This is a genomic window from Caulobacter sp. GW821-FHT09B11 (assembly GCF_059418205.1).
In genome coordinates this window covers 137,970-163,898 of record NZ_JBWKPK010000004.1, presented here as the reverse complement: position 1 = coordinate 163,898, position 25,929 = coordinate 137,970, and the positions used below count along the sequence as shown (strand labels likewise).

General features: G+C 69.5%; 17 protein-coding genes. 11 read left to right on the top strand and 6 right to left on the bottom strand.

The genetic code is table 11. The features are described from left to right. The first annotated feature begins 3 nt into the window (after window positions 1-3). The gene (locus AC07N1_RS04270; protein WP_494670677.1) at window positions 4-5,358 is read left to right on the top strand and encodes an amino acid adenylation domain-containing protein; all 5,355 of its coding nucleotides are present in this window, start codon (window positions 4-6) and stop codon (window positions 5,356-5,358) included. A 33-nt stretch (window positions 5,359-5,391) separates the two neighbouring features. Beyond that, the gene (locus AC07N1_RS04265) at window positions 5,392-6,063 is read left to right on the top strand and encodes a DUF6875 domain-containing protein (protein WP_494670676.1); all 672 of its coding nucleotides are present in this window, start codon (window positions 5,392-5,394) and stop codon (window positions 6,061-6,063) included. Window positions 6,064-6,069: 6 nt separating this feature from the next. Here the strand turns inward: AC07N1_RS04265 and AC07N1_RS04260 are convergent, their stop codons facing one another. Continuing rightward, the gene (locus AC07N1_RS04260; RefSeq protein ID WP_494670675.1) at window positions 6,070-6,726 is read right to left on the bottom strand and encodes a 4'-phosphopantetheinyl transferase family protein; all 657 of its coding nucleotides are present in this window, start codon (window positions 6,724-6,726) and stop codon (window positions 6,070-6,072) included. Between the two features lie 150 nt (window positions 6,727-6,876). Continuing rightward, complete coding sequence (locus tag AC07N1_RS04255) at window positions 6,877-8,559, bottom strand: thiamine pyrophosphate-binding protein (protein WP_494670674.1); 1,683 nt, start codon at window positions 8,557-8,559, stop codon at window positions 6,877-6,879. A 144-nt stretch (window positions 8,560-8,703) separates the two neighbouring features. Between AC07N1_RS04255 and AC07N1_RS04250 the strand changes: the two genes are divergently transcribed. The 3 genes from AC07N1_RS04250 to AC07N1_RS04240 all read left to right on the top strand — a co-directional run bounded on the left by AC07N1_RS04250 (window position 8,704) and on the right by AC07N1_RS04240 (window position 14,433). Beyond that, window positions 8,704-9,987 carry an MFS transporter gene (locus AC07N1_RS04250; RefSeq protein ID WP_494670673.1) on the top strand — a complete coding sequence of 428 codons (1,284 nt, stop codon included), beginning with the start codon at window positions 8,704-8,706 and terminating at the stop codon, window positions 9,985-9,987. A 114-nt stretch (window positions 9,988-10,101) separates the two neighbouring features. After that, window positions 10,102-11,961 (top strand): hypothetical protein, encoded by a 1,860-nt coding sequence (locus AC07N1_RS04245; protein WP_494670672.1) that lies wholly within the window; start codon window positions 10,102-10,104, stop codon window positions 11,959-11,961. A 351-nt stretch (window positions 11,962-12,312) separates the two neighbouring features. After that, window positions 12,313-14,433, top strand: coding sequence for a TonB-dependent receptor (locus tag AC07N1_RS04240; RefSeq protein WP_494670671.1), 2,121 nt, complete (start codon window positions 12,313-12,315; stop codon window positions 14,431-14,433). Between the two features lie 264 nt (window positions 14,434-14,697). On the opposite strand, the gene AC07N1_RS04235 is transcribed toward AC07N1_RS04240, so the two are convergent. From AC07N1_RS04235 to AC07N1_RS04220, 4 genes are all read right to left on the bottom strand, one after another. Further along, window positions 14,698-15,708, bottom strand: a complete 1,011-nt coding sequence (locus AC07N1_RS04235; RefSeq protein WP_494670670.1) for an aldo/keto reductase — start codon at window positions 15,706-15,708, stop codon at window positions 14,698-14,700. Between the two features lie 26 nt (window positions 15,709-15,734). Further along, the gene (locus tag AC07N1_RS04230) at window positions 15,735-16,892 is read right to left on the bottom strand and encodes a lactonase family protein (protein ID WP_494670669.1); all 1,158 of its coding nucleotides are present in this window, start codon (window positions 16,890-16,892) and stop codon (window positions 15,735-15,737) included. Window positions 16,893-16,932: 40 nt separating this feature from the next. Continuing rightward, window positions 16,933-17,382 (bottom strand): hypothetical protein, encoded by a 450-nt coding sequence (locus AC07N1_RS04225; protein WP_494670668.1) that lies wholly within the window; start codon window positions 17,380-17,382, stop codon window positions 16,933-16,935. A 67-nt stretch (window positions 17,383-17,449) separates the two neighbouring features. Further along, window positions 17,450-18,682, bottom strand: coding sequence for a LysR family transcriptional regulator (locus AC07N1_RS04220; protein ID WP_494670667.1), 1,233 nt, complete (start codon window positions 18,680-18,682; stop codon window positions 17,450-17,452). A 480-nt stretch (window positions 18,683-19,162) separates the two neighbouring features. On the opposite strand from AC07N1_RS04220, the gene AC07N1_RS04215 reads away from it, so the two are divergent. From AC07N1_RS04215 to AC07N1_RS04190, 6 genes are all read left to right on the top strand, one after another. Beyond that, on the top strand, window positions 19,163-20,134 hold the full coding sequence (locus tag AC07N1_RS04215; protein ID WP_494670666.1) for an ABC transporter substrate-binding protein: 972 nt from the start codon (window positions 19,163-19,165) through the stop codon (window positions 20,132-20,134). Window positions 20,135-20,136: 2 nt separating this feature from the next. Beyond that, window positions 20,137-21,177 (top strand): amidohydrolase family protein, encoded by a 1,041-nt coding sequence (locus AC07N1_RS04210; RefSeq protein WP_494670665.1) that lies wholly within the window; start codon window positions 20,137-20,139, stop codon window positions 21,175-21,177. 189 nt (window positions 21,178-21,366) lie between these two features. After that, window positions 21,367-22,218 carry an amidohydrolase family protein gene (locus AC07N1_RS04205; RefSeq protein WP_494670664.1) on the top strand — a complete coding sequence of 284 codons (852 nt, stop codon included), beginning with the start codon at window positions 21,367-21,369 and terminating at the stop codon, window positions 22,216-22,218. A 60-nt stretch (window positions 22,219-22,278) separates the two neighbouring features. Next, on the top strand, window positions 22,279-23,589 hold the full coding sequence (locus AC07N1_RS04200) for an MFS transporter (protein WP_494670663.1): 1,311 nt from the start codon (window positions 22,279-22,281) through the stop codon (window positions 23,587-23,589). A 39-nt stretch (window positions 23,590-23,628) separates the two neighbouring features. Then, on the top strand, window positions 23,629-24,627 hold the full coding sequence (locus tag AC07N1_RS04195; protein ID WP_494670662.1) for a DODA-type extradiol aromatic ring-opening family dioxygenase: 999 nt from the start codon (window positions 23,629-23,631) through the stop codon (window positions 24,625-24,627). Between the two features lie 337 nt (window positions 24,628-24,964). Beyond that, window positions 24,965-25,822 carry an HpcH/HpaI aldolase family protein gene (locus tag AC07N1_RS04190; protein ID WP_494670661.1) on the top strand — a complete coding sequence of 286 codons (858 nt, stop codon included), beginning with the start codon at window positions 24,965-24,967 and terminating at the stop codon, window positions 25,820-25,822. Window positions 25,823-25,929 lie beyond the last annotated feature (107 nt).

Here is a 25,929-nt window from a genome sequence, read left to right as displayed (position 1 = left end):
CGCATGACAGACGCCCTCAGCCCCGCCGACGCCCGCCAGGAGCTGCTGCGCCAGCGCCTCGAACAGGCGCGCGCCGCCCCGACCGCGCCGCCGTCCGCTATTCCCGTCCGTCCCGAGGGCGCGCCGACGCTCCTGACCTCGGCCCAGCGGCGGCTCTGGTTCCTGGACCAGTGGGAGCCGGGCGGCGCGGCCTACAACATTCCCGTGGCCTTCCGCCTGTCTGGACCCCTGTCGGCGGAGACGCTCGACCGGGCGCTGGCGGCGGTCGCCGCGCGGCACGAGATCCTGCGCACGGTCTATGCCGACGACGACGGCGCTCCTCGCGCGATCGTGCAGCCGCCGCCAGCGGCCGTGCTGAAGGTCGAGGCCTGCAGCGAGGCGCAAGCCGAGGCGCGTCTGGCGGAGGAAGCGCGCCGCCCGTTCCATCTCGCCGCCGATCCGCCGCTGCGCGCGCGGCTGTGGCGCGTCGGCGACGACGAGGCCATGCTGCTGCTGACGCTTCACCACATCGCCGCCGACGGCTGGTCGATGGGCGTGCTGCTGAACGAGCTGTCCGCGCTCTATGCCGGCCGCACGCTCCCTGCGCCGCCGATCCAGTTCGCCGACTACGCCGCCTGGCGCGAGGCCGGGGCGGATGCGCCGCACGTGCTGCGAGCGCTGGAAGCCAGGCGGGCGCGACTGGCCGGGGCGCCGGGGCTGCTGGAGCTGCCCACCGAGGCGCTGCGTCCGGCGGTGCGGGGCTCGCGCGGGGCGACCTCGCCATTCGCCTTTTCGGCTGCCGCTTCGGAGGCGGTGCGACGGTTGAGCCGCGAGGCCGGCGTCACGGTGGCGACGACGCTGGTCGCCGCGCTTGCGGCGCTGTGCCAGCGCTATGCGGGCCAGGACGACGTGGTGCTGGGCGCGCCGGTCGCCGGCCGTGATCGTCCGGAGCTCGAGGGCCTGATCGGCTGCTTCGTCAACACCGTCGCCCTGCGCCTGACCGCCGGCCCGGGCATGACCGTGCGCCAGTTTCTGGCCCAGGCCCGCGAGGAGATGCTGGCCGGCGCCGAGCACCAGGACGCGCCGTTCGAGCGACTGGTCGAGGCCCTGGCCCCGGAGCGGCGACCTGATCACTCGCCGATCTTCCAGGTCATGCTGACGGTCAACAACGCCCCGCGCGCCGCGCTCGCGTTTCCGGGCGTGAGCGTCGTCGAGACCTTCGTCGATCCCGGCGCCAGCAAGTTCGATCTCAGCCTGTCGATCGACGAACTCGGGGAGGGAGCGCCGATCGCCGGCGCCCTGACCTATGACGCCGAACTTTTCGACAAGGCCGCCGCCGAGCGGATTCTCGCCCACTTTGAGCGGCTGGTGATCGGCATGGCGTCGGCGCCGGACGCGCCGCTGGCCGCGATTTCGCTGCTGACCCCCGTCGACGAGGCGGCCCGGGCGGCTTTGCGCGCGCCGCCGCGCATCGAACCGGGCGTCGATGTGCTGACCTTGTTCGAGGCTTGGGCCGACCGCGCGCCGGGGGCGCTGGCGGCGGTGTTCGAGGCCGACCGCCTGACCTATGGCGCGCTTGAGGCCCGCGCCAACCGTCTGGCCCACGCCCTGATCGAGCGCGGCATAGGACCGGAAGCCCGCGTCGGCGTCTTCCTGGAGCGCGGACTCGGGCCGCTGGTCGCCATGCTGGCCGTGCTGAAGGCCGGCGCGGCCTATGCGCCGATCGATCCGGCCTATCCGCCGGACCGGGTGCGCTTCATGCTCGAGGACGCCCAGGCCGACGTCCTGATCACCGAGCACGCCCTGGCCGCCGATCTTTCCGCCGACCTGGCCTGCGGCCTGGTCCTCCTGGACGACGAAGAGGCCTTGGCCAGGCGGCCGGCGACGCCGGCGCGGCATCCGCGCCGGCTGATGTATCTGCTCTACACGTCCGGCTCGACCGGGCGGCCCAAGGCCGTTGCCGTCGAGCACGGCGGCTACGCCAACTATCTCGCCGAGATCCTGGCGCGGATGGCGCCGGGCGAGCGGGCGAGCTTCGGCCTGGCGACCACCTTCGCCGCCGACCTCGGCAGCACCATGGTCTATGGGGCGCTGTGCACGGGCGGGACGCTGCACGTGCTGTCGCGCGAGCGCGCCGCCGACCCGATCGCCTTCGCCGACTATGTGCGCCGCCACCGCCTCGACGTGCTCAAGCTGGTGCCCAGCCACGTCGAGAGCCTGGCCTCGATGGGCGACCTGGCCGGGGTCCTGCCCGAGCGGCTGCTGGTCTTCGCCGGCGAGGCGCTGCCCTGGCCGCTGGTCGAGGCCGTGCGCACGGCTCGGCCGGACCTGCGCATCCAGAACCACTATGGCCCGACCGAGACCAGTGTCGCGGCCCTGGCCTGCGAAATCCCGTCCGATCGATGCGGTCGCGTGGTCGCGCTGGGGCGGCCGCTGGCGGGCGTGCAGGCCCACGTGTTGGACGCGTCGGGCCGACCCGCGCCGGTCGGCGTTCCGGGCGAGCTCCATATCGGGGGCGTCGGCGTGGCGCGGGGCTATCACGGCCGTCCCGACCTGACGGCCGAGCGCTTCATCCCCGATCCGTTCGGCGCGCCGGGCGGGCGGCTCTACCGCACTGGCGACCGCGTGCGCCTGGCCGCCGACGGGAGCCTGGAGTTCCTCGGCCGCCTGGACCACCAGGTGAAGATCCGCGGCTACCGCATCGAGACCGGCGAGATCGAAGCCTTGCTGGCGTCGGTGGCCGGCATCCGCGAGGCCCGGGCCGTGGTTCGTGAGGACGCGCCCGGCGATCGCCGGATCGTGGCCTATCTGGTCCTGGAGGCGGGCGGGGACGCCGCGATGGCCATCGCCGAGGGGAGAGAGCTGCTGAAGGCGGCGCTGCCCGACTACATGGCGCCGGCCACCTACGTCGTACTTGAGCGCCTACCGCTGAACGCCAACGGCAAGCTCGACCGCCAGGCCCTGCCGCCGCCGGCCGCCACGGCGATGATTACTCCTTCCGAGGGAGACGCTATCGGCCCGCGCGATGAGATCGAAACCGCCGTGGCGTCCGTCTGGCGCGACGTGCTGGGCTTGGCGGCTTTCGGCGTCACCGACAATTTCTTCGACCTTGGCGGCGACTCCTTCAAGGCCGTGCGCGTGGTCCGGGCCCTGGGCGCCGGGGTCAGCGTCATGGACCTCTTCCAGCATCCGACGGTCGAGGGGCTGGCGGGCCTGCTGCGCGGCGCGCGCGCTCAGGCCGGGACGACGCGCAACCTGCTGCATCGGCTGACGCCGCACGCGGCGAGCGCGGGCGGCGTCTCCTGGGTCTGCGCGCCGTTCGGCGGCGGCGGGGCGATTTCGTACTTGGCCCTGGCCGAGCAGGTTCCGACGGGTCACGCGCTCTACGCCGTGGACCTGCCGGGCCACGACTATGCGCGCCCCGACGAGCCGCTGGAGCCGTTCGACCGGGTGGTCCAGCGCTGCGCCGACGAGGTGCTGGACCGGATCGAGGGGCCGATCCTGCTTTATGGCCACTGCCTGGGCGCGGCCATGGCCGTCGCCATCGGCCAGGAACTTGAGCGGCGCGGCGCCGACCTGGTCGGCGTGATGGTCGGCGGGGCGTTCCCGATGCCCCGGTTGAAGGGCGCTCTGTTCGACCTCCTGGGCAAGGTCATGCCGACCGATACGCTGATGTCGACCCGCTCGATCCTCGACGGCCTGGTGCTGACCGGCGGCGCCCAGGGCGACGAGGACGAGGCGGAGCTGCGCTTCCTGGTCCGCAACATGCGCCACGACGGGCGCGAGGCCGAACGCTTCTACACCAGCGTCTATCGCGATCCGGCCGCCTACCGGCTGGCCGCGCCGCTGGCTTGCGTGGTCGGCGAGAAGGACCGCGCCACGGAATTCCACGCCGAGACCGTCGGCGAGTGGCGGCGCTTCGCGTCGTCGGTCGAGCTGCGCACGATCCCCGGCGCCGGCCACTTCTTCCAGAAGCACCAGGCCAGGGAACTGGCCGCCATCGGGGCCGACCAGATGGCCCGCTGGCGCGCCGCCGAACCCGGGACGCAGGGACGGCCGACCGCCGCCGCGCCCGCCGCCGCCGCCCCCGCCGAGCGCAGCCTGACGACCTTCCTCGTGGTCTCGCTGGGCCAGATCGTCTCCCTGATCGGTTCGGGCCTGACGACCTTCGCGCTGGGGGTCTGGCTCTACCAGCAGACCCATCACGCCGGACAGTTCTCGACCATGGTGGCCGTGGGGCTGGCGCCGGGCATCCTGATGCTGCCCCTGGCCGGGGCGGCGGCCGACCGCTGGGACCGCCGGCGGATCATGATGGCCTGCGACCTCCTGGCCCTGGCCACGGCGGCGGGCGCGGCCATCCTGGCCTGGACCGGACGCCTCGGCGTCGAGGCGATGTACGGCGTGGCGGCGCTCGGCTCGGTGGCGGCGGCGTTCCGGCAGCCGGCCTATGCGGCGGCGATCGCCCAGCTGACGCCCAAACACCACCTGGGTCGCGCCAACGGCTTCGCCCAGCTGGGCGGCGCCTCGGGCCTGATCCTGGCCCAGGTCTGCGGCGGCCTGCTGCTGGCGATGCTGGGCCTGCGGACGATCCTGGTGATCGACGTCGCGACCTACGCCCTGGCCCTGGCGGCGCTCGCCCTGGTGCGCTTCCCCAACGGTCTCTTCAAGCGTCGCGAGGAGCCTTTCGTGCGCGAGGTGACGGAGGGGTGGCGGTACGTGCTGCGGCGACCGGGCATGGTGGGCCTGATGCTCTTCTTCGCGGCCGGAAACGGCCTGGCCAGCGTCGTCAACGTGCTGGTGACGCCTATGGTCACCGGGTTCGCCGGCCCGGCCAAGCTCGGCCTGGTGCTGGCGATGAACGGGCTGGGCCTGCTGGTCGGATCGCTGGTCATGAGCCTTTGGGGCGGAGCGCGCCGACGGGCGCCGGCGATGATCGGCTTCGTGGCGTTGTTCGGGGTGTCGGCGGTGATCATGGGCCTGCGTCCCAGCCTGCCGCTGGCCGCGGCCGGCATGCTGGGCGTCGGCTTCTGCACCGCCCTGATCAACGCCCACTGGCTGTCGCTGATCCAGCTGAAGGTCGGGCTGGAGTTGCAGGGGCGGGTGCTGGCCGCCAACCAGATGCTGGCGCGCTGCCTGATGCCCCTGGGCGCCTTGGCCGCCGGCCTGCTGGTCGACCACTGGCTGACGCCACTGTTCGGCGTCGGACGCGGGGAGGGGCCGCTCATGGTGCTGGCGGGCCTGGCCTCGCTGCTCCTGACGGGCGCGGCCCTGGCCTACCGCCCGTTGCGCCGGCTCGAGACCGAGCTGCCCGACGCGATCCCCGAACCGGTGATCCTCGACAAGGACGCGCTGCAGAGGCGCGCCGATCTCGCCGCCTGACCCATCCGCCTCACCGTCTTTAGGGAGTAAGCCATGCATGTCTTCGACGCCGATCCCGCCTGCTGGCTGCTGGACGTCGATGATCTGGGGCGCGAGGCCGTCGAGGGCGTCGCCGCCTCGGACCTCGACGCGGCCAGGTCGGCCGTCGCCTGGGCCAAGGGTTATCTGGCCCAGCCCCATCCGGAACTTGGCCGGGCGGGCCTGGTCTGCCCGTTCGTGCCGCGCGCGCTGGCGGCCTCGACGTTCTTCTGCACGGTCCGGCGCGGCGACGCGCTTTCCCCCGACGAGATCGCCGACCTGGTCGCGCGCTACCGCGACTGGTTCACGTCCATGGAGCCGCGCGAGGGGCCGCTGGCGCAGTACAAGACCTTCCTGATCCTGTTCCCGGACATCGCCGACGACGATCTGGCGCGGCTGATCGACGGACCGCAGGCGGCGCTGAAGCCGTCCTTCGTCGAGCAGGGGATGATGATCGGCCAGTTCCACAATCGGCCGCCTGACAGTCCTGGTCTCTGGAACCCGGCGTTCCGGCCGCTGGTCAGCGACATTCCCATGCTGGTGATCCGCAACATGGTCTCCAGCGACCTGCCGTTCCTGACCTCGGCCCCGGCCTTCGTCGCGGCCTATCAGCAGCGCTTCGGCGAGCGCATGACGACCCGCCACAGGGAGATGATCGCGGAGCTGTCGGAAGGCTCCGGCGACTAAACACGGCTAGTCGGGCGTGGCGGCCGTGAAGATCCAGCGATCGGCCACGAGCCGGCGCACCGGGATCTCGGCGCCGGCCGGCCACCGAGCGCTCCAGTCCAGGGTGAGACGAAGGATAAGCCGCCGATTGTCCGCCGCCACCAGTTCTGCCGCCTCGAACCCCAGCACGCGGCCCGGCAGCAGCGCCTTGAACAGCGCTTCCTTGGCCGAGAACAGCGCCAGCATGTCCTGGGCGCTCCGCAGCCTGGCGCGCTCGGCGGCCGTGGCCACCAGCGGGCCGATCTCATCCAGATGCGGCATCGCCGCGAGCGCCTCGACGTCGAGCCCCAGCCAGGGATGGCGGTCCGCGCGGCCGGCGACGGCGGCGGCGATCCCGTCGGCATGGGTGATCGATCCGGCCCAGCCTTCGGGCCATCGCGGCCGGCGATCCGGTTCCACCGACAGCTGCGCCTGGCCGTCGCCGCCGGCGGCGACCAGCGAACGCCGCGCACAATGCCGGCCCCACAGGAATTCGCGCCGCCGGGCCTTCACCGCCGATCTCATGGTCGGCCAGTCGTCGATCGTGAGATCGGCTGGATCATCATCCGCATGGATCATGACCGTCAGGCCGATCGTCGCGGAAAGGTCCAGGCCTTGGCGGACTGCGTCGGTCAGGTCGTGCATGGCCACATCGTGTGGATGTCGGGAAGCACAGGCTATTCAAGCCCGCGGCGGATCGCCAGGGCGTAGCCTTTGCCTGGCCGTAGCCGGCGGCGTTCTTGCATGGACTGGCCTGACCTGGGTCCAGCGCGGCGCGGACCGGCCGTGTTTCCGTCAGCCCATCCAGCGGCTGACAGGAACGGCGGACTCTTCCAACGGCTGGGAGATCACGTCGATCAGAGTGGGGCCGTCGCAGGCCAGGGCGGCGCGGACCACGCCGTCCAGTTCGGCCGGATCCGAGACCGACCAGGCCTTCAACCCGAAGGCCTTGGCGATGCGGGCGTGGTCGGAGCGGCCGAAATCGACCGAGAAGTAGCGCTCGCTATAGCCGCTCTTCTGGCTGGCCTTGATCCAGCCGTACGAGGAATTGGAGAACACGATCAGGGTGATCGGCAGCCGCTTGCGGACGATGGTCTCCAGCTCGCCGACCGCGAAGCCGAAGCTGCCGTCGCCCATCACCGCCACCACCTTGGAAAGGGGCGCGCCGTAGGCCGCGCCGATCGAGGCGGGCAGCGAAAAGCCAAGCGCGCCGTGGGCCCGGTTGGTGATGAACCGCCGACCCGTGACGTTGAAATCGAAATAGCCGGAGAAATAGGGGCAGGGCGTGCCGGGGTCGGCGACGATGATCCCGTCGCGGGGCAGGGCGGCCTGCAATGCGGCCAGCACGCGCTCAGGGCGGATCGGGCGGTCGTTGGAGCGGGCCAGGGCTTCGAACCGGGCGCGTTTGGCCCGGCGCATGGCTTTCAGCCGCTCTGCCGCGCCGGTGTCGCGCGCATGGCCGTCCAGCCGGCGGGCGACCTCGGCGCCCAGCGCGGCCAGGCACAGGCGCGCGTCGCCGACCAGCCCGGCCTCGACGCGATAGTTGGCGCCGACCACCATCGGGTCGACGTCGATATGGACGATCGGCACGTCGCGGCCCGGGACCTCGCCGTGCTCTGTGGTGGTCGAGCCGGCGCGGCAGCCGACAAAAATCACCGTGTCGGCGCCGGCCACCACCTCCCGCGTCTGGTCGACGCCGCCATTGGCCCCGACCACGCCGACGGCCAGCGGATGGTCGTCGGCGATCGCGCCGTGGCCGCTGACGGTCGAGGCGATAGGCGCGTCGAGCAAGGTCGCCAGGGCCGCCAGTTCGGCGCCGGCGCCCGAGATGATCACGCCGCCGCCGACCCCGAACACCGGCCGCTTCGCCGCCAGCATCACCTCGGCGGCGGCCGTCACCAGGTCGGGCGAAGGTCCGGTCCTGAAGGCGGGGAAGGATCCGTGTTCGGCCTGGGCCCAGAGATCGAAGTCGCAGCTCTGCTTCTGCAGGTCGTAGGGCAGGCCGATGTGGGTCGCGCCCGGACGGCCGGTGGTCGCCGCGCGGAAGGCGGTGCGGAAGACGTGCGGGATCTGGCCGACGTGATCGACCACGGTGTTCCACTTGGTCAGCGGCCGAAACAAGGCCTTCTGGTCGAGCTCGGTCAGCGGATAGCGGCCGCGCGCGGTCACCGGCACGTCGGAAGTGATCGACAGCAGGGCGATCGACGACTCGTTGGCCTCGACCACGCCGGGCAGGATGTAGGTCGCCCCGCCGCCGCTGGGGCCTTCGCAGACCCCGACCTTGCCGGTCACCCGGGCATAGGCGTCGGCCATGTAGGCGGCGCTGCGCTCGTCGCGGGTCAGCACGTGCTCCATGCCGTGATCCAGCCGCGCCAGGGCGTCATAGAACGGCAGGCTGGTGTCGCCGCACAGGCCGAAGATGTGCTTGACGCCGTGGTGCTGCAGCATCCGCACGGCGGCTTCCGCGCCCGTGGTCATGGTCCTGGCTCCTCCCGTAGCCGTCCTTGGTACGGGGCGCCGGTTATCGGTTCTGTGTGCAAGGACGCTCCTGGCGTGACCGCGCGGGCCAAGCGGCGCTAAAGGTGCGCGACGTCGCCGTCCGTTCGCGGCGAGGAGTATCCGATGGCCCAGCCGCGCCACCCCTTCGCGTTCGCCAGCTTCCGCTATTTCTGGACGGCGCGGATGTGTTCGGTCCTGGCCCAGAACATCCTGGTCATCGTCGTCGGCTGGCAGGTCTACGACCTGGCGCGCGCCACCATGGACACCAAGGACGCCGCGCTTCAGCTGGGCTTCGTGGGCCTGGCCCAGTTCGCGCCGCTGTTCGTCCTGACCCTGGTCACGGGCTGGGCGGCCGACCGCTACGATCGCCGGCTGATCGTCTGCCTCACCACCTCGCTGCAATTGCTGTGCGCCGTCGCCCTGGGCTGGCTGACCTGGTCGGGCGGTGCGACGATTCCGGCCCTGCTCGTGGTGGCGGCGTTCCTGGGCGTGGCGCGGGCGTTCTCCACGCCGGCGCTCAACGCCCTGGGCCCCAACATCGTGCCGCCCGAGGTGCTGCCCCTGGCCATCGCCACCAACGCGATCGCGGGCCGGGTCGGTTCGATCCTCGGTCCGGCCGCCGGCGGTTATCTCTACGCCTGGTCGCCGCCCGTTCCCTATGTCGCCAGCGCGCTGCTGTTCGCCCTGTCGCTGGCCTGCATGCTGCTGGTGCGCCCCGCCGCCCGCACGATCGGCCCGCCGCGAAAGCCCTGGAAGCTGATGATCGAGGGCCTGTCCTACGTGCGCGCCAACAAGCTGGTGCTGGGGGCGATCTCGCTGGACCTGTTCGCCGTGCTGCTGGGCGGGGCCACGGCCATGCTGCCGATCTTCGCCCGCGACATCCTGCATGTGGGGCCGGAGGGGCTGGGCCACCTGCGCGCCGCCCCGGCGGCCGGGGCCATGGCCACGGCGCTACTGTTTTCGTGGCGGCCGCTGAAGAACGACGTCGGGGTCAAGATGCTGGTCTCCGTCGCGGTCTTCGGCGTCGCCACCGTGGTCTTCGGCCTGTCGCGCTGGCTGCCGCTGTCGCTGGCCTGCCTGGCGGTGCTGGGCGCGGCCGACATGCTGTCGGTCTATGTCCGCCAGTCGCTGATCCAGCTGTCGACGCCCGACGCGATGCGGGGACGGGTGGCGGCGGTGTCGTCGCTGTTCATCTCGGCCTCCAACGAACTGGGCGAGGCGGAGTCGGGGTTCCTCGCCGCCGCCGTTGGGCCGGTCCCGGCCGTGGTGTTCGGTGGCGTGGGGGCGATCATCGTCACCGGCCTCTGGGCCTGGTGGTTCCCGGCCCTTCGCCGGGCGCGGACCTTCGAATCCGCCCAGGTAGAGGACGTCTCGCGCCGAAATGGATCGGGGCGGACGCAAATCTGATCGACACGCCGGGCCTTTCTCCGGCTTAGCCTGGAAGAACAAGAAGACGGAGCCGACGCCGTCCAACCAAGACCAAGCCGCCGCGTGACAGGCGGCGCGCACCAGGAGGAAACCATGGATCGCCGACACTTCCTCGCCGCTGTTCCGGCCGCGTTGATGGCGGGCAAGGCGATGGCCGCGGCGGCCAGGCCCGCGTCGTCGAAGGGCGTGATGCTGATGAACCGCATCGGGCCTTCGTCGTCCGAGCTCTACATCGCCGACGCCGACGGCTCCAACGAGCGCAAGCTGCTGTCCAGCTCGGTGTTCGACTATCACGCCAGCTTCAGCGCCGACGGCAGGTCGGTGGTCTTCACGTCCGAGCGCAACGGCGACGGCCAGTCGGACCTCTTCCGCGCCAATCTCGACGGCTCGAACATTCAGCCGCTGGTCGTCGGCTCGGCGGTAGACGACTCCGGCGAACTGTCGCCGGACGGTACGCGCCTGGCCTTCGTCTCGACCCGTCAGGGCTACGTCGCCAACGTCTGGATCCTGGACCTGAAGACCAGGCGTCTGACCAACCTGACCGGCGCGCCCGAGGTGCAGGGCGATCCCAGTCTGCCCAACGGCTTCTTCCGCCCTTCCTGGTCGCCGGACGGCAAATGGATCGCCTTCTCGTCCGACCGCAACACCGACTGGCGCGGCCATCACGAGGGCAAGGGCTGGGAGCACACCCAGGAACTGTCAATCTACGTCATCGGCGTCGACGGCAAGGGCTTCCGCCGCATCGCCTCCAGGCCCGGCTACTGCCTGGGCTCTCCCAAGTGGTCGCCGGACGGCAAGCGGGTAGCCTTCTACGAACTGACCACCGAGGATACCTGGTTCACCCGCCGCCCCGACACCGTCGGCGGCGTCACCTCCCAGATCGTCTCGGTCGATGTGGTCACCGGCGCGCGCGTCGAGCTGACCTCGGGTCCGGGCTTCAAGCTCTTCCCGCAGTTCCTGGCCAACGACGTCGTCGCCTATCAGCGCAAGGGCGGGCCGGAAGAGGGGCTCTACACCACCGACGGCGAGGCTCCGGTCAAGCGCGTGGTGCGCTCGCCCGTCTGGTCGCCCGACGGCAAAAGCGTCATCTACGAGAAGGTCGGTTTCAAGGCCCGGGGCCAGTTCAAGCCGCTCTACAGCTGGGACCCGAAGTTCGACTACCTGCACACCGACGTCTTCCCGGTCGTCTCCAAGGACGGCGTCCTGGCGATCACCGAAAAGCAGCAGGGCAATTCCTCGCTGGTGACGATGAACCGCGACGGTTCGAACCGCCGCGTGGTGTTCGACGTCGCGGGCAAGGGGCTGGACCCGGTGCTGCTGAAGAAGGGCCTGGCCGGCGCCTTCATGCCGGGCTGGTCGCCCGACGGCCAGTGGCTGACCTTCGGCATGGGCGTCTGGTTCCAGGAACGCGCCAAGGGCAAGGCCACCCTGATGCGGGTGCGCGCCGATGGGGCCGACTACGAGCCCCTGACCGACGGCGCGATCCATTCGGGCTTCCCCAGCTACTCGGCCGACGGCAAGGAGATCGTCTTCCGGGTCTGGGGCGAGAGCGAGAAGGGCCTGCGGATCATCAATCTCGACACCCGCCAGATCCGGGTGCTGACCACCGGCTACGACAACCTTCCGTTCTGGTCGCCGGACGGCAAGCGCATCGTCTTCACGCGAAAAGTCGATGCGGTGAACTTCGACGTCTTCACGATCCGGCCCGACGGCTCGGACCTGCAGCGCCTGACCACCAACCGCGGCAACGACGGCCACGCCGTCTGGAGCGCCGACGGCTGCATCCTGTTCAGCACCGGCATGTACGGCTTCCGCGAGGAGGCCGCGCTCTATGACAACACGTTCCAGCCCTACGGCCAGATCATGGTCATGAACGCCGACGGCACGGGCAAGCGCCTGCTGACCGACAGTCTTTGGGAAGACTCCATGCCCATGTACCTGCCAGCCGGATAAGGCAAACGGCGTTCGGTAAAGCTATCGGGCGCTGCGGGTTTTCGATCCCTCTCTTCCGTCTTCCGCCTGATCTACTTCAACTCGGAGATCAGCGGGGGCGGGAGAGACCTCAGAGGATCGTCAGCATGACATCGAGAGCGCGTCTCGGCGCAGGGCTCCGCCGCTTGTCGCGGCGGGCGTGCGAGACTTCGCGCCTCGATCGCTGGCGATCCTCCAAGGCTCGGCCCCCGCGAATTTCAGGTCGGCGACCGGTCGTGTGCGGGGCCGTCGATCCAAGAACCAATCAACGACCCCAGTCCAAAGAGGCGGGGCGATGAAATATGAGGGAGGTTACGAATGAGGGGTCAAACCATGCCCGGACGTCGCCCGCTGAAGGCCGCGCTGCTCGCCGGCGCCGGCATCGCGATCGGCTGGAGCGCCGTCGCCAACGCCCAGGCCGCCGGCCAGGCGCCGGTCGAGCCCGCCGCGCTGGAGGAGGTGGTCGTCACCGCCCAGAAGCGCAGCGAAAACGTCCAGAACATTCCCGTGGCCGTTACGGCCATCAGCGCCGACAGCCTGGAGAAGCAGGCCGCGCCGAACCTGCAGGCCCTGCAAGGCTCGGCGCCCAACGTCGAGATCAATTCCAGCAACGCCGCCACCGGCGTCGCCATCCGCGGCATCTTCAGCACCAATGACGGCCCGCAGGGCGACCCGGCCGTCGCCTACCACATCGACGGCGTCTATCTGGGCCGGCCGCAGTCGACCGGCGGGCTGATCTACGACATCCAGCAGGTCGAGGTGCTGCGCGGACCGCAGGGCACGCTCTACGGCCGTAACGCCACCGCCGGCGCCATCAACGTCATCTCGGCCCGCCCGCGCTTCGACTTCGAGGCCGCCCTGGGCGCCGAATACGGCTCCTACGACCAGGTCGGCGTCAGCGGCATGGTCAACCTGCCGCTCAGCGACAAGATCGCCGCCCGGGTCGCCATGCGCACCCTCAAGCGCGACGGCTACGCCGCCGACGGCAAGAGCGAGGACCAGGATTCCCGGGCCTTCCGCGGCCAGCTGCTGATCAAGCCGACCGACGACCTGTCGATCCTGCTGGGCGCCGACTACGACCTGCGCAAGGGCGTGGGTCCGGCGGCCTACAAGCTGAACGTGGCCGGCGTTGATCCGCGCTCGACCAACACCGTCAACCCCGGCGCCCATATCGACAACCGCAACTGGGGCGTCCACAGCGAGATCACCTGGGACCTGGGTGCCGTCACCCTGACGGTGCTGCCGGCCTATCACGAGATGAGGCTGGAAAACCTCTACGCCAGCGACCGCCGCATCCAGCTGAACCAGGAAGCCAAGCAGCAGTCGGTGGAAGTGCGCCTGGCCTCGCCCGGCGACCAGACCGTGTCGTGGATCCTCGGCGCCTACTACTGGGGCGAGGCCCAGAGTTCGTACCAGGTGCTGCTGGCGCCGCCGACCCAGGTCACCTTCGGCTATCCGGACATCGACGCCTTCTCGCGCGCCCTGTTCGGCCAGGCCACCTGGCATGTCACCGACAAGCTGCGCCTGACCGGCGGCCTGCGCTACACCAACGACCAGAAGAAGCAGAACGGCAGCACCCAGGTGCGCAACGCCGCGGGCGTGCTGCTGTCCAACATCAACAACGTCGCCAACGCCGAGTGGAAGGCGACCAACTGGAAGGCCTCGGCCGAGTACCAGCTGGCCGAGCGCTCGCTGATCTATTTCACCGCCGCGACCGGCTACAAGGCCGGCGGCAACTACGACGGCCTGCCGCCCAACTCCTACGAGCCCGAGAAGGTGCTGTCGTTCGAGGCGGGGTCGAAGAACCGCCTGTTCAGCAATGCGCTGCAGCTGAACCTCACGGCCTTCCACTACGGCTACAAGGACTACCAGGCCAGCCAGCTGGGCTGTCTGAACCTGCCGTCGAACCTGGCGGCCTGCACCGCCTCGGGCCGGATCACCTACAACGCCGACAAGGCGACTGTGTACGGCCTGGAGCTGGAATCGCAGTGGGCCATCAGCTCCGCCGACCGCCTCGGCGTGGTCGCGGCCCTGACGCACTCGGAGTTCAACGACTTCGTGCTGCCGGTCACACCCTATTCGTCGGGCGGGAACTTCTCGGGCAATCCGCTGCCCAAGTCGCCGAAGTCGACGGTGACGGTAGACTACTCGCACCGCTTCGACCTGCCCAACGGCGGCAGCCTGACGGCGGCGGCCCGGGCTCGTTTCGTCAGCAAGCAGTACCTGCTGTTCGACATCCGCAGTCCTATCATCCGCCAGGACGCCTACACGACGGGCGATCTGAACCTGAGCTACGACTCGCCGGAAGGCGTGTGGTCGGTGACGGCCTACGCCAACAACATCACCGACGAACTGGTGAAGTCCTACGCCTTCGCCACCTCGACGGCCGGCGTCTACTACGGCTCATACCTGCCGCCCCGCACCTACGGCCTGCGGGTGGGCGCGAAGTTCTAGCGCGAGGCCTGGCCGGAGGCGCTGGGGCGCTTCTGGCCGCTTTTTCGGGAATGCGAAGAAGGGGCGAGGCCGGCATGGCTTCGCCCATCCTTGTTTGCCTCTCAACCGCCTCCCTCGCCCTTGTGGCGAGGGCCCATGCCGGCGACCGCTCAGACCCGAGCAGGTTCTCCAAGGTCTGAGAAGCTGCACGATGGATCCTGGGCACGAGGCCCAGGAAGGCGTTCTGGAGGGACGTTTTTTGGGGGAGGAGGCGTCCCGAACGTCCTACGCCAGCACCTCGTCCGGCAGCAATTCGGTGTCGATCTGCGCCTGGGCCTCGGCCGGGTAGCGCGGGCCATGCACGGCGTCGCCGGCGAACAGGACGTCGATGCGGGCGACCACATCGACCGAAAGCTCGACCCCGGCCGCGCCGAGGTTCTCCTCCAGGTGCGCCAGGCTCGTGGTCCCCGGGATCGGCACGACGTGCTCGCCGCGCGCCAGGGTCCAGGCCAGCGACAGCTGGGCCGGCGTCAGGCCAAGCTCGCCGGCCAGAGCGTCGAAGGCCCTCACGGCGACCAGGTTGTGGGCCAGGTTCGGCTCGACGAAGCGCGGCATCCAGGCGCGGATGTCGCCCTTGGCGTAGGCCGCGCTGGTGACGCCGCCGGCCAGCAGGCCCCGCGCCACCGGCGAGAAGGCCACGAAGGCGACGCCCAGCCGCTTGCAGGCCTCCAGAACCGCCACCTCCGGATTGCGCACCATCGGCGAGTACTCGCTCTGCATGGCGGCGACCGGGTGGACGGCGTGGGCGCGCTCCAGCGTGGCGGCCGACATTTCCGAGAGACCGATCGTCCGGATCTTGCCGGCCTCGACCGCGCGGGCCAGAGCGCCGACCGAGTCCTCGATCGGCACTTTGCGGTCCAGGCGATGCAGGTAGAAGAGGTCGATGTGATCGACGCCCATCCGTTGCAGCGAGCGGTCGAGGCTGGCCGTGATCGCCTCGGGCGAGCCGTCCAGCACGCGCCGGGCTCCGTCCATGTCGAGCACGCATTTGCTGGCCAGCACGTACTCGTCGCGGCGATGGCCGACCGCGCGGCCGACCAGAGTCTCGTTGTTCCCGCCGCCATAGAGGGCGGCGGTGTCCAGCAGGTTGACGCCCAGGTCCAGCGCCCGGTTCAATAACCGCTCGCCGTCCTGCGCCGGCGGCGGCGCGCCGTAGGCGTGGCTGAGGTTCATGCAGCCGAGGCCGATCGGGGCCACCTCGAACGGGCCGAGCTTGCGGGGAGGGGAAGCTTTCACGCGGGATCCGATGGTTGCGGCGGCGCCTAGCGGGCGGCCAGGAACGCGAGGCTGGTGGGCTTGCCGACCGGCAGGGCCTGGTCGGTGACGGCGAGACGGCCGGTGGCCGGATCACGCGCCAGGACGGTCACCGTATTCGAGCCCTGGTTGGCCGCCAACAGCCAGCGGCCCGTTTGATCGATCGCGAAGCTCCACGGCGTCTGGCCGCCGCTGGCGATGCGCTGGATCTCGGTCAGGGCGCCCGTGCGCGGATCGACGGCGAAGGCGACGATGACGTTCTCCACCCGCACCGAGGCGTAGACGAACCGGCCGTCGCGGCTGACGGCGATCTCGGCGCCGCTGGCCTTCAGGGTCTCGGAAAGCGGCGGCGTCGCATGCGCCGGCGTCAGGCGTCCCTGACGGGCGTCCCAGGCATAGGCGCGAATTTGCGGGACCAGCTCGGTGATCAGGAAGACGAAACGGCCGCCCGGATGGAAGGCCAGGTGACGCGGTCCCGAGCCCGGCGGCAGGGCGAGGCTGTCGGTCGTCGCCGGTCCCAGTCGTCGCGCGCGGCGGTCGTAGGGATAGACGAACACCCGGTCGGCGCCGAGGTCGGCGACCAGCACGAAGCGGCCCGATGGATCCACGACCGAGCCGTGGGCGTGCGGACCCTTCTGGCGCGGCGAGGGGCCTGAGCCCTGGTCGGCCTGCACCGAGGCTGGCGGTTCCAGCCCGCCGTCGGCGCGGACGGGCAGGGCGGCGACATGGCCCGAGCCGTAGTTGGCGACCAGCAGGCCCTTGGCCGCCGCATCGAGCGCCAGGTGGGTCGGCCCGCCGCCGCCCGAGTCCACCGCCGAGATCGGGTTCAGCCGGCCGGTGGCGAGGTCTGCGCGCAGGGCGTGGACCTTGCCCTGCACGCCATCGGCGCCGGTCTCACTGACGACGTACAGCACCGTGCGAGAGGGATGGGCCAGCACCCAGGTCGGGCGGGCGATCTCGGCCACGACGCCGAGCGGCGTCAGCCGGCCGGTCTTGGCGTCCAGCCGCGCGGCGACCACGCCCTGTCCGGCTTCGTTGGCCTGGGTCCCGACATAGACCAGCGTCTGGGTCGGCGGCGCGGCGCGCGCGGCCCCGGTCGCCAGCAGCGACAGGGCGCCGGCGCCGACCGCTCGGCGGGTCGGCGTGCGATGTGGGGACCCGGTCATGCTTTTCCTTCGTCCGGCTTCAACGGCGCGCTTTTCTGGATCAGGGATCGACCCGCAGCTCGACGCCGGCTTCCACCAGAGCCTGTTGCAGGCGGGCCGTCTGGTCGCCCGCGCCATGGACGGCGGCCTTGCCGTCCTTCAGGTGCAGGAAGGGAACTTCCCCGGTAGACGGATGCAAGACGTTGTCGATAAGCCCGACGCCGATCATCGCCGCATTGTAAATCTGGCCAAGCCAGGCGGCACCTTGGCCTTGCAAGGCGGTGGGGGTCGACCAGGCGAACGGTTGGGCGGCGTTCGTCGCCGGTTCCGGCGTCAGCACCGCATAGCCGGACGACGCCAGCCGTTCGGCGATCTCCTGCGCTCGGGGCGCGCCGTCCGGCTCGTCCACGTGGAGGAACACCCCGGGCCAAGGGCCTTCGCCGGCGGGCGTGTGGAGGAAGGCCGGGTGCGGGCCGTCGGCGGTTTCGAGTTCCACGGTCTGGATAGGCATGTTCGAAGTGTCCCGGATTGCCTGTGCAGGCGTCGATGCTAGCCGCCTTCGGTCAAGCTGGCGACGATCAGCCGGCGCGCCGCATCAGGGTCGGCGTCGTGGTGTCGGCGGTGTGACGGCGCAGCAGGTCGATGAACGCCTGGTGCAGGCCCGTGGGCAGCCAGCCGGCCCGGCTGGTCACGCCGATGGCGGGCGCGGGTCCCACCGGGCCGAAGGGCAGGGCGGTCAGGTCGCTCTCGTGCATCAGTTCGTACGAGGTCATCAGCGCCAGGCGGTCGCTGCGCAGCAGCAGGTGGCGGACGATCGGAAGGGCGCTGGTGGCGATCGAGGTCTTGGGGCCGGGGCCGCCCTCGAACATTCGCTCGAAACAGGCCCGGCGGCTGGCGCCTGGCGTGCCCACCACCCAGTCGTATTGCAGCAGGTCCTCGAGCTTGACCTCGCCCTGCCGCGCCAGCTTGTGGCCGCGTCGGGCGACGACGGTGTAGGGCGTGCGGGCCAGGGCCTCGTTGACCAGGTCGTCGGCCGTGGTCTCCTGCACCAGGCCGATGACGAAATCGACCTCGCCGTCCCTCAGGCGCTTGAGCATCTCCGAGGCGCTCTCGTTGACGATCTTGACGTCGACCTTGGGGTTGGCCTGGACGAAGGCGTCGAGCACCGAGGCCAGCAGCATGCTGCCGCCGAACGGCATGGCCCCGATGGCGATCTGGCTGGCGACGCTGCCGCGCGCGGCCTCGATCTCCTGGATGCCCCACTCGATCTCCTGGGTGGCCAGCTTGATCCGGCGGCCGAACTCGACCCCGGCCGGCGTCACCATCACCCCGGCGGCGGTGCGGTAGTAGATCGACTTCTTGAGGTTGCCCTCCAGGTCGCGGGCGGCGCGCTGCAGCGAGGCCTGCGACAGCTCCAGAGACTGCGCCGCCTGGCCGAACGAGCCGCTCTCCACGATGGCGATCAGGCTGCGGGCCTGGGAGCGGGAGATGCGCTTGGCGATCACCGGCGCGGTCTCTTCGGGCACGCCCAGGATCGTCAGGGCCTGCTCGAACTGCTCGAACAGGCGGGTGGTGCGGCGGTGGAAGATCTCGCCCAGCTCGTTGAGATAGCTGCCGCTGGCGCGGCGCTCCAAGAGGACGGCGCCGATCTGCTGCTCCAGCTTGGCCAGGGCCTGGGTCACGGCGGGCTGGGAGAGATTGCACTCCTCCGACGCCCTGCGGACGCTGCAAAGCCGCCCGACGCTTTCGAACAGCTTCAGCTGGCGAAAGCTCAGCGACGCGGCCCTGTGTTCAGGATCCATGTCGATCATTTTTCTTCCTCCGATCGCCAAGCGGTAACAGGAATCAATCGGGGTGCAAGTCGGGGCGGGAGCGGCGTGGACGGGGCTGGTCGAGGGCGGGGGCAATGCGTCCATGCGGCGATCGCGGCGCGTCCGATGATCAAGAAGCCCGAGAAAACTCGGGAATTCCGCAATCATTCCCAGGCGTTGTCGTTGATTCTAGTTGCCGTAGAAACGCGTGCGATTGCGCCTATGTGGTGCGGCGGGGTGATAAGAAACCTGTCCGGCAGCGCGTGATCTATGACGCCTTTAGACGCAAAACTTATCACCCTTCGCATCGAACCTATCGCCGCCTTCGCGCTGCGCCGATAGGAAATGGCGCGCGCCCTCAAGGTTTCGCGGAGCGGCCGTTGCGGTTGCGCCGCGTCGCCAGCCTTTGTGCGGTCGAACCGGGGCGGAAACCGTCGCATGACCGCAACCCGGATGCTGATGCGTGCAAGGAGAGGAATTGTGGCCGGGAACAAGGTGCCCCTTAAGATCGCCGTGGCGGAACATCCGCACACGTCGGCCATCCGCGACGGCTCGATCCCCATTGAGGGCGTCGAGGCCGAGATCATCACCGTCAAGCCGCAGATCGGCGCCTTCCGCCGGATGGTGCGCGACGTCGAGTTCGACGTCTGCGAGATCGCGCCCACGACCTACATCATCGCCCGGGCCTATAGCGCGCCGTTCAAGGCGCTGCCGATCTTCGTGGTCCGCCGCTTCCACCATTCGGGCATGCTGATCCGCCCCGACGCCGGCATCGTCACGGCCAAGGACCTGGAGGGCAAGAAGGTCGGCGTGCGCGCTTATACGGTGACCACCGGCGTCTGGCTGCGCCAGGCTTTGATGGACGACTGCGGCCTGGACCCGTCGAAGGTCACCTGGGTGGTCGACGACGAGGAGCATGTCCGCGAGCTGAAGCTGCCGGGCAACGTCATCCACGCCACCCGTCCGCTGGCCGACATGATGGCCGATGGCGAGCTGTCGGCGGGAGTCGAGGGCGCGGCCGGCATCGGTCGCACCGGCGCCCCGACGGGCGGCTGGCAGGAGGTCGAGGCCGACTATCCAGACCTCTTGCCCAACGCCGCCGAGCTGGAGGCCGACTACTTCCGCCGCACCGGCGTCTATCCGATGCACGGCACGATCGTGGTCAAGGACCAGGTGCTGGAAGAGCATCCGTGGATCGCCAAGTCGCTCTACGACGCCTTCAAGCGCGCCAAGGACGAGTGGCTGGCTAAGGTGCGCGCCGAAGGCCCGCAGAACGCCACCGAGAAGAAGTACGTCAAGCTGACGCAGATCGTCGGTCCCGACCCGCTGCCCTACGGCATCGAGGCCAACCGCCCGACCATCGAGGCGCTGGAGCGCACCGCTTTCGCCCAGGGGCTGACCCCCAAGCGGATGAGCATCGACGACCTGTTCGTCGATACCGACAAGCTGTGAGCGTGAAGGACCAGACCATGATCATCGATTGCCACGGCCACTTCACCACCGTTCCGAAGTCGTTCCGCGACTGGCGCCAGCGCCAGGTCGACGCCGCCGACAGCCCGTCGAGCGCGCCGCCCGTCTCGGAAGCTCACGTCAGCGACGACGAGATCCGCGAAGGCGTCGGCAACGGTCAGCTGAAGCTCCAGCAGGAGCGGGGCAGCGACCTGACCCTGTTCTCGCCGATCGCCGGCCTGATGAGCCACCACCTGGGCAACGAGCGCACCAGCCTGCAGTGGGCGGAGGTCTCCAACAACCTGGTGAAGCGGGTGACCGAGATCTATCCGGACAACTTCGTGCCGGTCTGCCAGCTGCCGCAGTCGCCCGGCGCGCCGCCGGCCAACTCGATCCCCGAACTGCGCCGCTGCGTCGAGGAACTGGGCTTCGTCGGCGCCAACCTCAACCCCGACCCGACCGGCGGCTACTGGACCGGCAAGCCGCTGACCGATCGCGAGTGGTATCCGCTGTTCGAGGCCCTGTGCGACCTCGATGTGCCGGCCATGGTGCACGTGGCGGCCTCTTGCAATCCGAACTTCCACGGCACAGGCGCCCACTACCTGAACGCCGACACCTCGGTGTTCATGCAGATCCTGCAGAGCGACCTGTTCAAGGATTTCCCGACCCTGCGCCTGGTGATCCCGCACGGCGGCGGCGCGGTGCCCTATCACTGGGGCCGCTATCGCGGCATGTCGCTGGAGATGGCCAACCGGCCGCTGGAAGGCCTGCTGGACAACATCTTCTTCGACAGCTGCGTCTATCACCACCCGGGCGTCGATTTGCTGACCAAGGTCATCCCGTCGAAGAACGTGCTGTTCGGCTCGGAGATGATCGGCGCCGTGCGGGGCAAGGATCCCGACACCGGCTACTATTTCGACGACACCAAGCGTTACGTGGACGCGTGCGTCAGCCTCACCGAGGAAGACCGCTACAACATCTACGAAGGCAACGCCCGACGGGTCTATCCGCGCCTCGACGCGCTTCTGAAGTCGCAGGGCAAATAGGCTAGAATATCAAGGCTCTAGGATGGCGTGGTGCGGGAGGTCCGCGCCGCGCCCTTCGTCTTTCGCGACGGCCCGAAACTTATACCTCACCGCATAGCTTCGACTGCTCCCGAAGCCCGATCTCGCGTTCCATGGCCCTCGAAACAACGGCGGCGACCAGCCCGCCGGAGGCCAGTCCAGGGAGCGCTTATGTCTTCGGTGATCGACATCCATCCGCACGTGATCTCGGATGACGAGGGTCGCTATCCGCCGGCGCCGCTGTTCGGCAAGCGCTCGGACTGGTCGCAGGAGCGGCCCTGCGTGGTCGAGACCCTGATCGCGGCCATGGACGAGGCGGGCGTGGCCAAGGCGGCCGTGGTCCATTCCTCCACCACCTACGGCTTCGACAACAGCTACGTCGTCGATGCCTGCAACGCTCACGCCGACCGTCTGATCGCCGTGGGTTCGGTGGACGTGCGCGCGCTCGATGCGGTCGAGACGATCAAGGCCTGGACCGACAAGGGCCTGGCCGGCCTGCGCATCTTCACCGGCGGCAGCACCAAGGATTTCGACCCCACCGAGCTGGAGGATGAAAGCGCCTATCCTGCCTGGGAACTGCTGGGCGAGCTGGGCCTGACCATGTGCATCCAGACCGGCCCCGTGGGCCTGCCGCAGGTGCGGGCTTTGGCCGAGCGCTTCGCGAACGTGCCGATCATCCTCGACCACCTGGCCCGTCCGGAGGTCGCCGACGGCCCTCCCTATGCGGCCGCCCAGAGCCTGTTCGACATCGCCGACCTGCCGTCGATCCATCTGAAGCTGACCCCCCGGATCATGGGCGACAGCACCAAGGGCGCGGCCACGCCGGAGACCTGGTTCCCCAAGGTGGTCGAGGCGTTCGGCGCCGACCGGCTGGCCTGGGGCTCGAACTTCCCGACCTCGCCGGGAACCCTGTCGGAGATCCTGGCCACGGCCCGGCAGCGGCTCTCGTCGCTTTCGCAGGCCGACCAGGCCTGGATCTTCGGAAACACCGCCAGGAAGCTCTACCCGAGCCTGGCGGACTGAAGTCTAAGAACAACAGCGACGGCGCAAGACCGACAGCAGGGGATGGAGCAGGTGCAAGTGGTGACGACAACCGAAGACGCCGTCGCAGCGTCGCAGCCGACGGTGGCGGCTAAACCCTCCAAGGCCTGGGCGCGCTGGGGCGTTCTGGCCCTGCTGGCGGTGGGGGCGCTGATCGCCTTCGTCGACCGCATCAACATCTCGGCGGCCCTGACGACCGGACCGTTCAAGGAACACTTCGCCCTGACGAACGTGGACCGTGGCTGGATCAACTCGGCGTTCTTCTGGTCCTACGCCCTGTTCCAGGTGCCGATGGGCTGGGCGGTCGACCGCTTCGGCGTCAAGCGGCCCTACGCCATCTGCTTCGTGATCTGGTGCCTGGCCTCGGCGGCCATCGGACTGATGCCGGCCCTGTGGGGCCTGATCCTGATGCGCCTGCTGGTCGGTGCGGCCGAAGCCGTCGTGGTGCCGGCCAGCTATCGCTGGATCCGCAACAACTTCCACCCCGACAACAGCGGCGCGGCCGTCGGCGTCTATATGCTCGGCGCCAAGTTCGGACCGGCCGTCGGCGCGCCCCTGGCGGCCTGGCTGATCGTCCACCTGAACTGGCAGCTGATGTTCCTGATCACCGGTCTCGCGGGCCTGGTCTGGCTGGTGCCGTGGATGCTGGCGGTGAAGAGCGACCTGCCGACCCGAGCCGCGGCGACGGTGGCGGCCGCCAAGAAGAAGGTCGACGTCTCGATCCTGACCATCCTGTCCAGTCCGCTGGTCTGGGGCACGCTGGTGGTCAACTTCTGCTACAACTACTTCACCTTCTTCTGCATGACCTGGATGCCGGCCTATCTGGTCGAGCAGCGCGGCCTGTCGCTGGAGCAGATGGGCCTCTACACCTTCTACAGCTTCATGGGCATCGCCCTGGTCGCTCTGGCCTCGGGCTATGCGGCCGACAAGCTGATCCAGCGCTACGGCCGCCCGGTGCTGATCCGCAAGATCTTCGTCGTCGCCGGCTTCGCCATCGCCTGCACGGTGCTGCTGGGCGCCCGCGCCACCGACGTCAACACCGCGCTGTTCTGGAATGTCGCCTCTCTGTCGGGCCTGGGTTTGACCACCGCCAACAACCTGGCGCTCTGCAGCCTGACCCTGATCCCGGCCCCGATCGTCGGGCGGGTGAAGGGCGTTCAGAACGTCGCCACGGCCCTGGCGGGCGGCGTCGCGCCGTTGATCACCGGCTGGCTGCTGCACGCCACCGGCTCGTTCGTGGCTCCGATGACCCTGATCTTCGCCTTCCTGGTGCTGGGCGCCCTGACGGTGATCGTGATGCTGCGGCCCGAGTGGGCGCCGAAGGTTCCCGAGGACGCCGAGGCGAAAGCCTGAGCGCCCGGACCTGTCTGAGAATTTTGGGAGACGCGTAAGATGGCCAAGATCGTGTTCGGGATGGCGGCGCCCCACAGCGGCATGCTGGGGCAGGCGCCCGAAGACTGGCTGACCAACGGCGAGCGGGACCGCAAGAACCCCGAGCTGTGGTTCCGGAACCGCACCTGGACCTATCCGGAGCTGGAGGCCCATCGCAGCGCGGCCTTCGAGCCGTTCCTGACCATTGAGGAGCGCACCGAGCGCGCCGGCCGCTGCCGCGCAGCCCTCGACAAGATGGCCGACGCCTATGGCCGCGCGAAGATCGACGTCGCCATCGTGCTGGGCAAGGACCAGAAGGAGATCTGGCCCGACCAGTCGCCGTCGATCACCATCTATACCGGCGAGGAGGTCCACAACGGCCCGCCGCAGCGCCCCGTCTACGCGCCCGACCACCACGTCGTGCACAAGGCCTATCCGGAGCTGGCGACCTATCTGATCAAGGCCTTCCAGAAGGAGGGCTTCGACCTAAACGACCTTCAGGCCTGGCCCGACAACGTCTGGATGGAGCAGCGCCAGGGCAGCAAGCCGGACTATCCGGTGGTGCCGCACGCCTACAGCTTCGTCTATCACCAGATCATGGGCGACCAGCCGCCGCCGCACGTGCCGGTGCTGTTCAACCTGTTCTATCCGCCGACCCAGCCGTCGATGAGCCGCTGCATCGAGTTCGGCCGCGTGCTGCGCGAGGCGATCGAGGCCTGGCCGGCCGACGTGCGCGTGGCGATCATCGCCTCGGGCGGGCTGTCGCACTTCGTCAACGACGAGGACTTCGACCGCGACGTCATGGGAAAGCTGGCGGCCTACGACTACGACGGCCTCGCCGCGATCCCCGACGGCTACTACCAGTCGGGCACCTCCGAGGTGAAGATCTACAGCATCGTCATGATGGCCCTGCAGCACACCGGCGCGCAGATGACCCTGGTCGACTACGTGCCCTGCTGGCGCACCGCCGCCGGCACCGGCGAGGGCATGGGCTTCATGTACTGGAATCCCGAGGAGTAGGGAGCTCGCTTCCACTTCAGACCAAACACCGCCTCCCTGGGCCTTGTGCCCAGGGCCCATCGTTCCGCCGCTCAGATCGTTGGAAGCCCGCCAAGGTCTGAGCGGTCGCCGGCATGGGCCCTCGCCACGAGGGCGAGGGAGGCGAACTTTGGTGGGTCCATGAGGGTCTGATCCGACGTCCTTCCCGATCCCCGTCCTGAAAGCGCATGGGACTACTGGCGCGCGGGGGCTTGACCGGCTCCCGCGCGCTTTTTCTATCGGTGGGGAAGGTTCATCGATCAGGGCGGGACGGCCGCGCGGGTCTAGCTCAGTCGGACAGAAACCACGGGGAAGAACCATGACCGACACCCGCCTGAACGGCGTCATCCGCGCCTGGGAAGCCGGCAAGCCCGCCTTCACCTGCTTCGCCAAGGCCGACAAGCAGAGCGCCATCGACCTCTCGGACTCGCCCTATGACGGCCTGGTGTTCGAGATGGAGCACAATCCCTGGGACATGGCCGCCCTCGGCGATTCCCTGCAGTACCTGCTGAACCGCAAGCAGATCCATTCGGCGCCCACCCTCGCGCCGCAGGTCACCCCGATCGTCCGCGTGCCGGCCAACGGCGTCGAGATGAACCAGGCCTACGCCAAGCAGGCCCTGGACCGCGGCGTCTACGGCGTGATCTGGCCGCACATCAACGACGTGGCCCAGGCCTATAACGCCGTCGCCTCGTGCCGCTACGCCCGCCCCAGGAACGCCCCGCTGTACGAGCCGCGCGGCGTGCGCGGCGATGGTCCCGCCACCGCCGCCCGCTACTGGGGCCTGTCGATGGCCGACTACTACGCCAAGGCCGACGTCTGGCCGCTGGCCCCGCACGGCGAACTGCTGGTCGGGCTGATGATCGAGAGCGTCAAGGGCGTCGAGACCCTCGACGAGATCCTGAAAGAGGTGCCCGGCGTCGGCTTCGTGCTGATCGGGGAGGGCGACCTTTCCCAGGAGATGGGCTTCCCGCGCCAGTACGACCATCCGGATGTGCGCGACGCCATGAAGAAGGTCGCCGAGACCTGCGTGCGCCACGGCGTGCCGGTGGGCAACCCGCACACCAACGCCGGCAATCTCGAGCGCCTGCTGGCCGAGGGCTACCGCTGGCTGATGGCCGCCCCGCAGCGCTCCTACGGCGTGGTCGGCAAGGGCAAGGAACTGGCGGGGTATTGAGACCCGGTGGAGGTGGCACTCTCCCCTTCGCCAAACAAACTCCCGTCATTCCCGCCCTTGTGGCGGGAACCCCTGGTTCAGCTGACACGTGAGGCGCAAGCGACGTG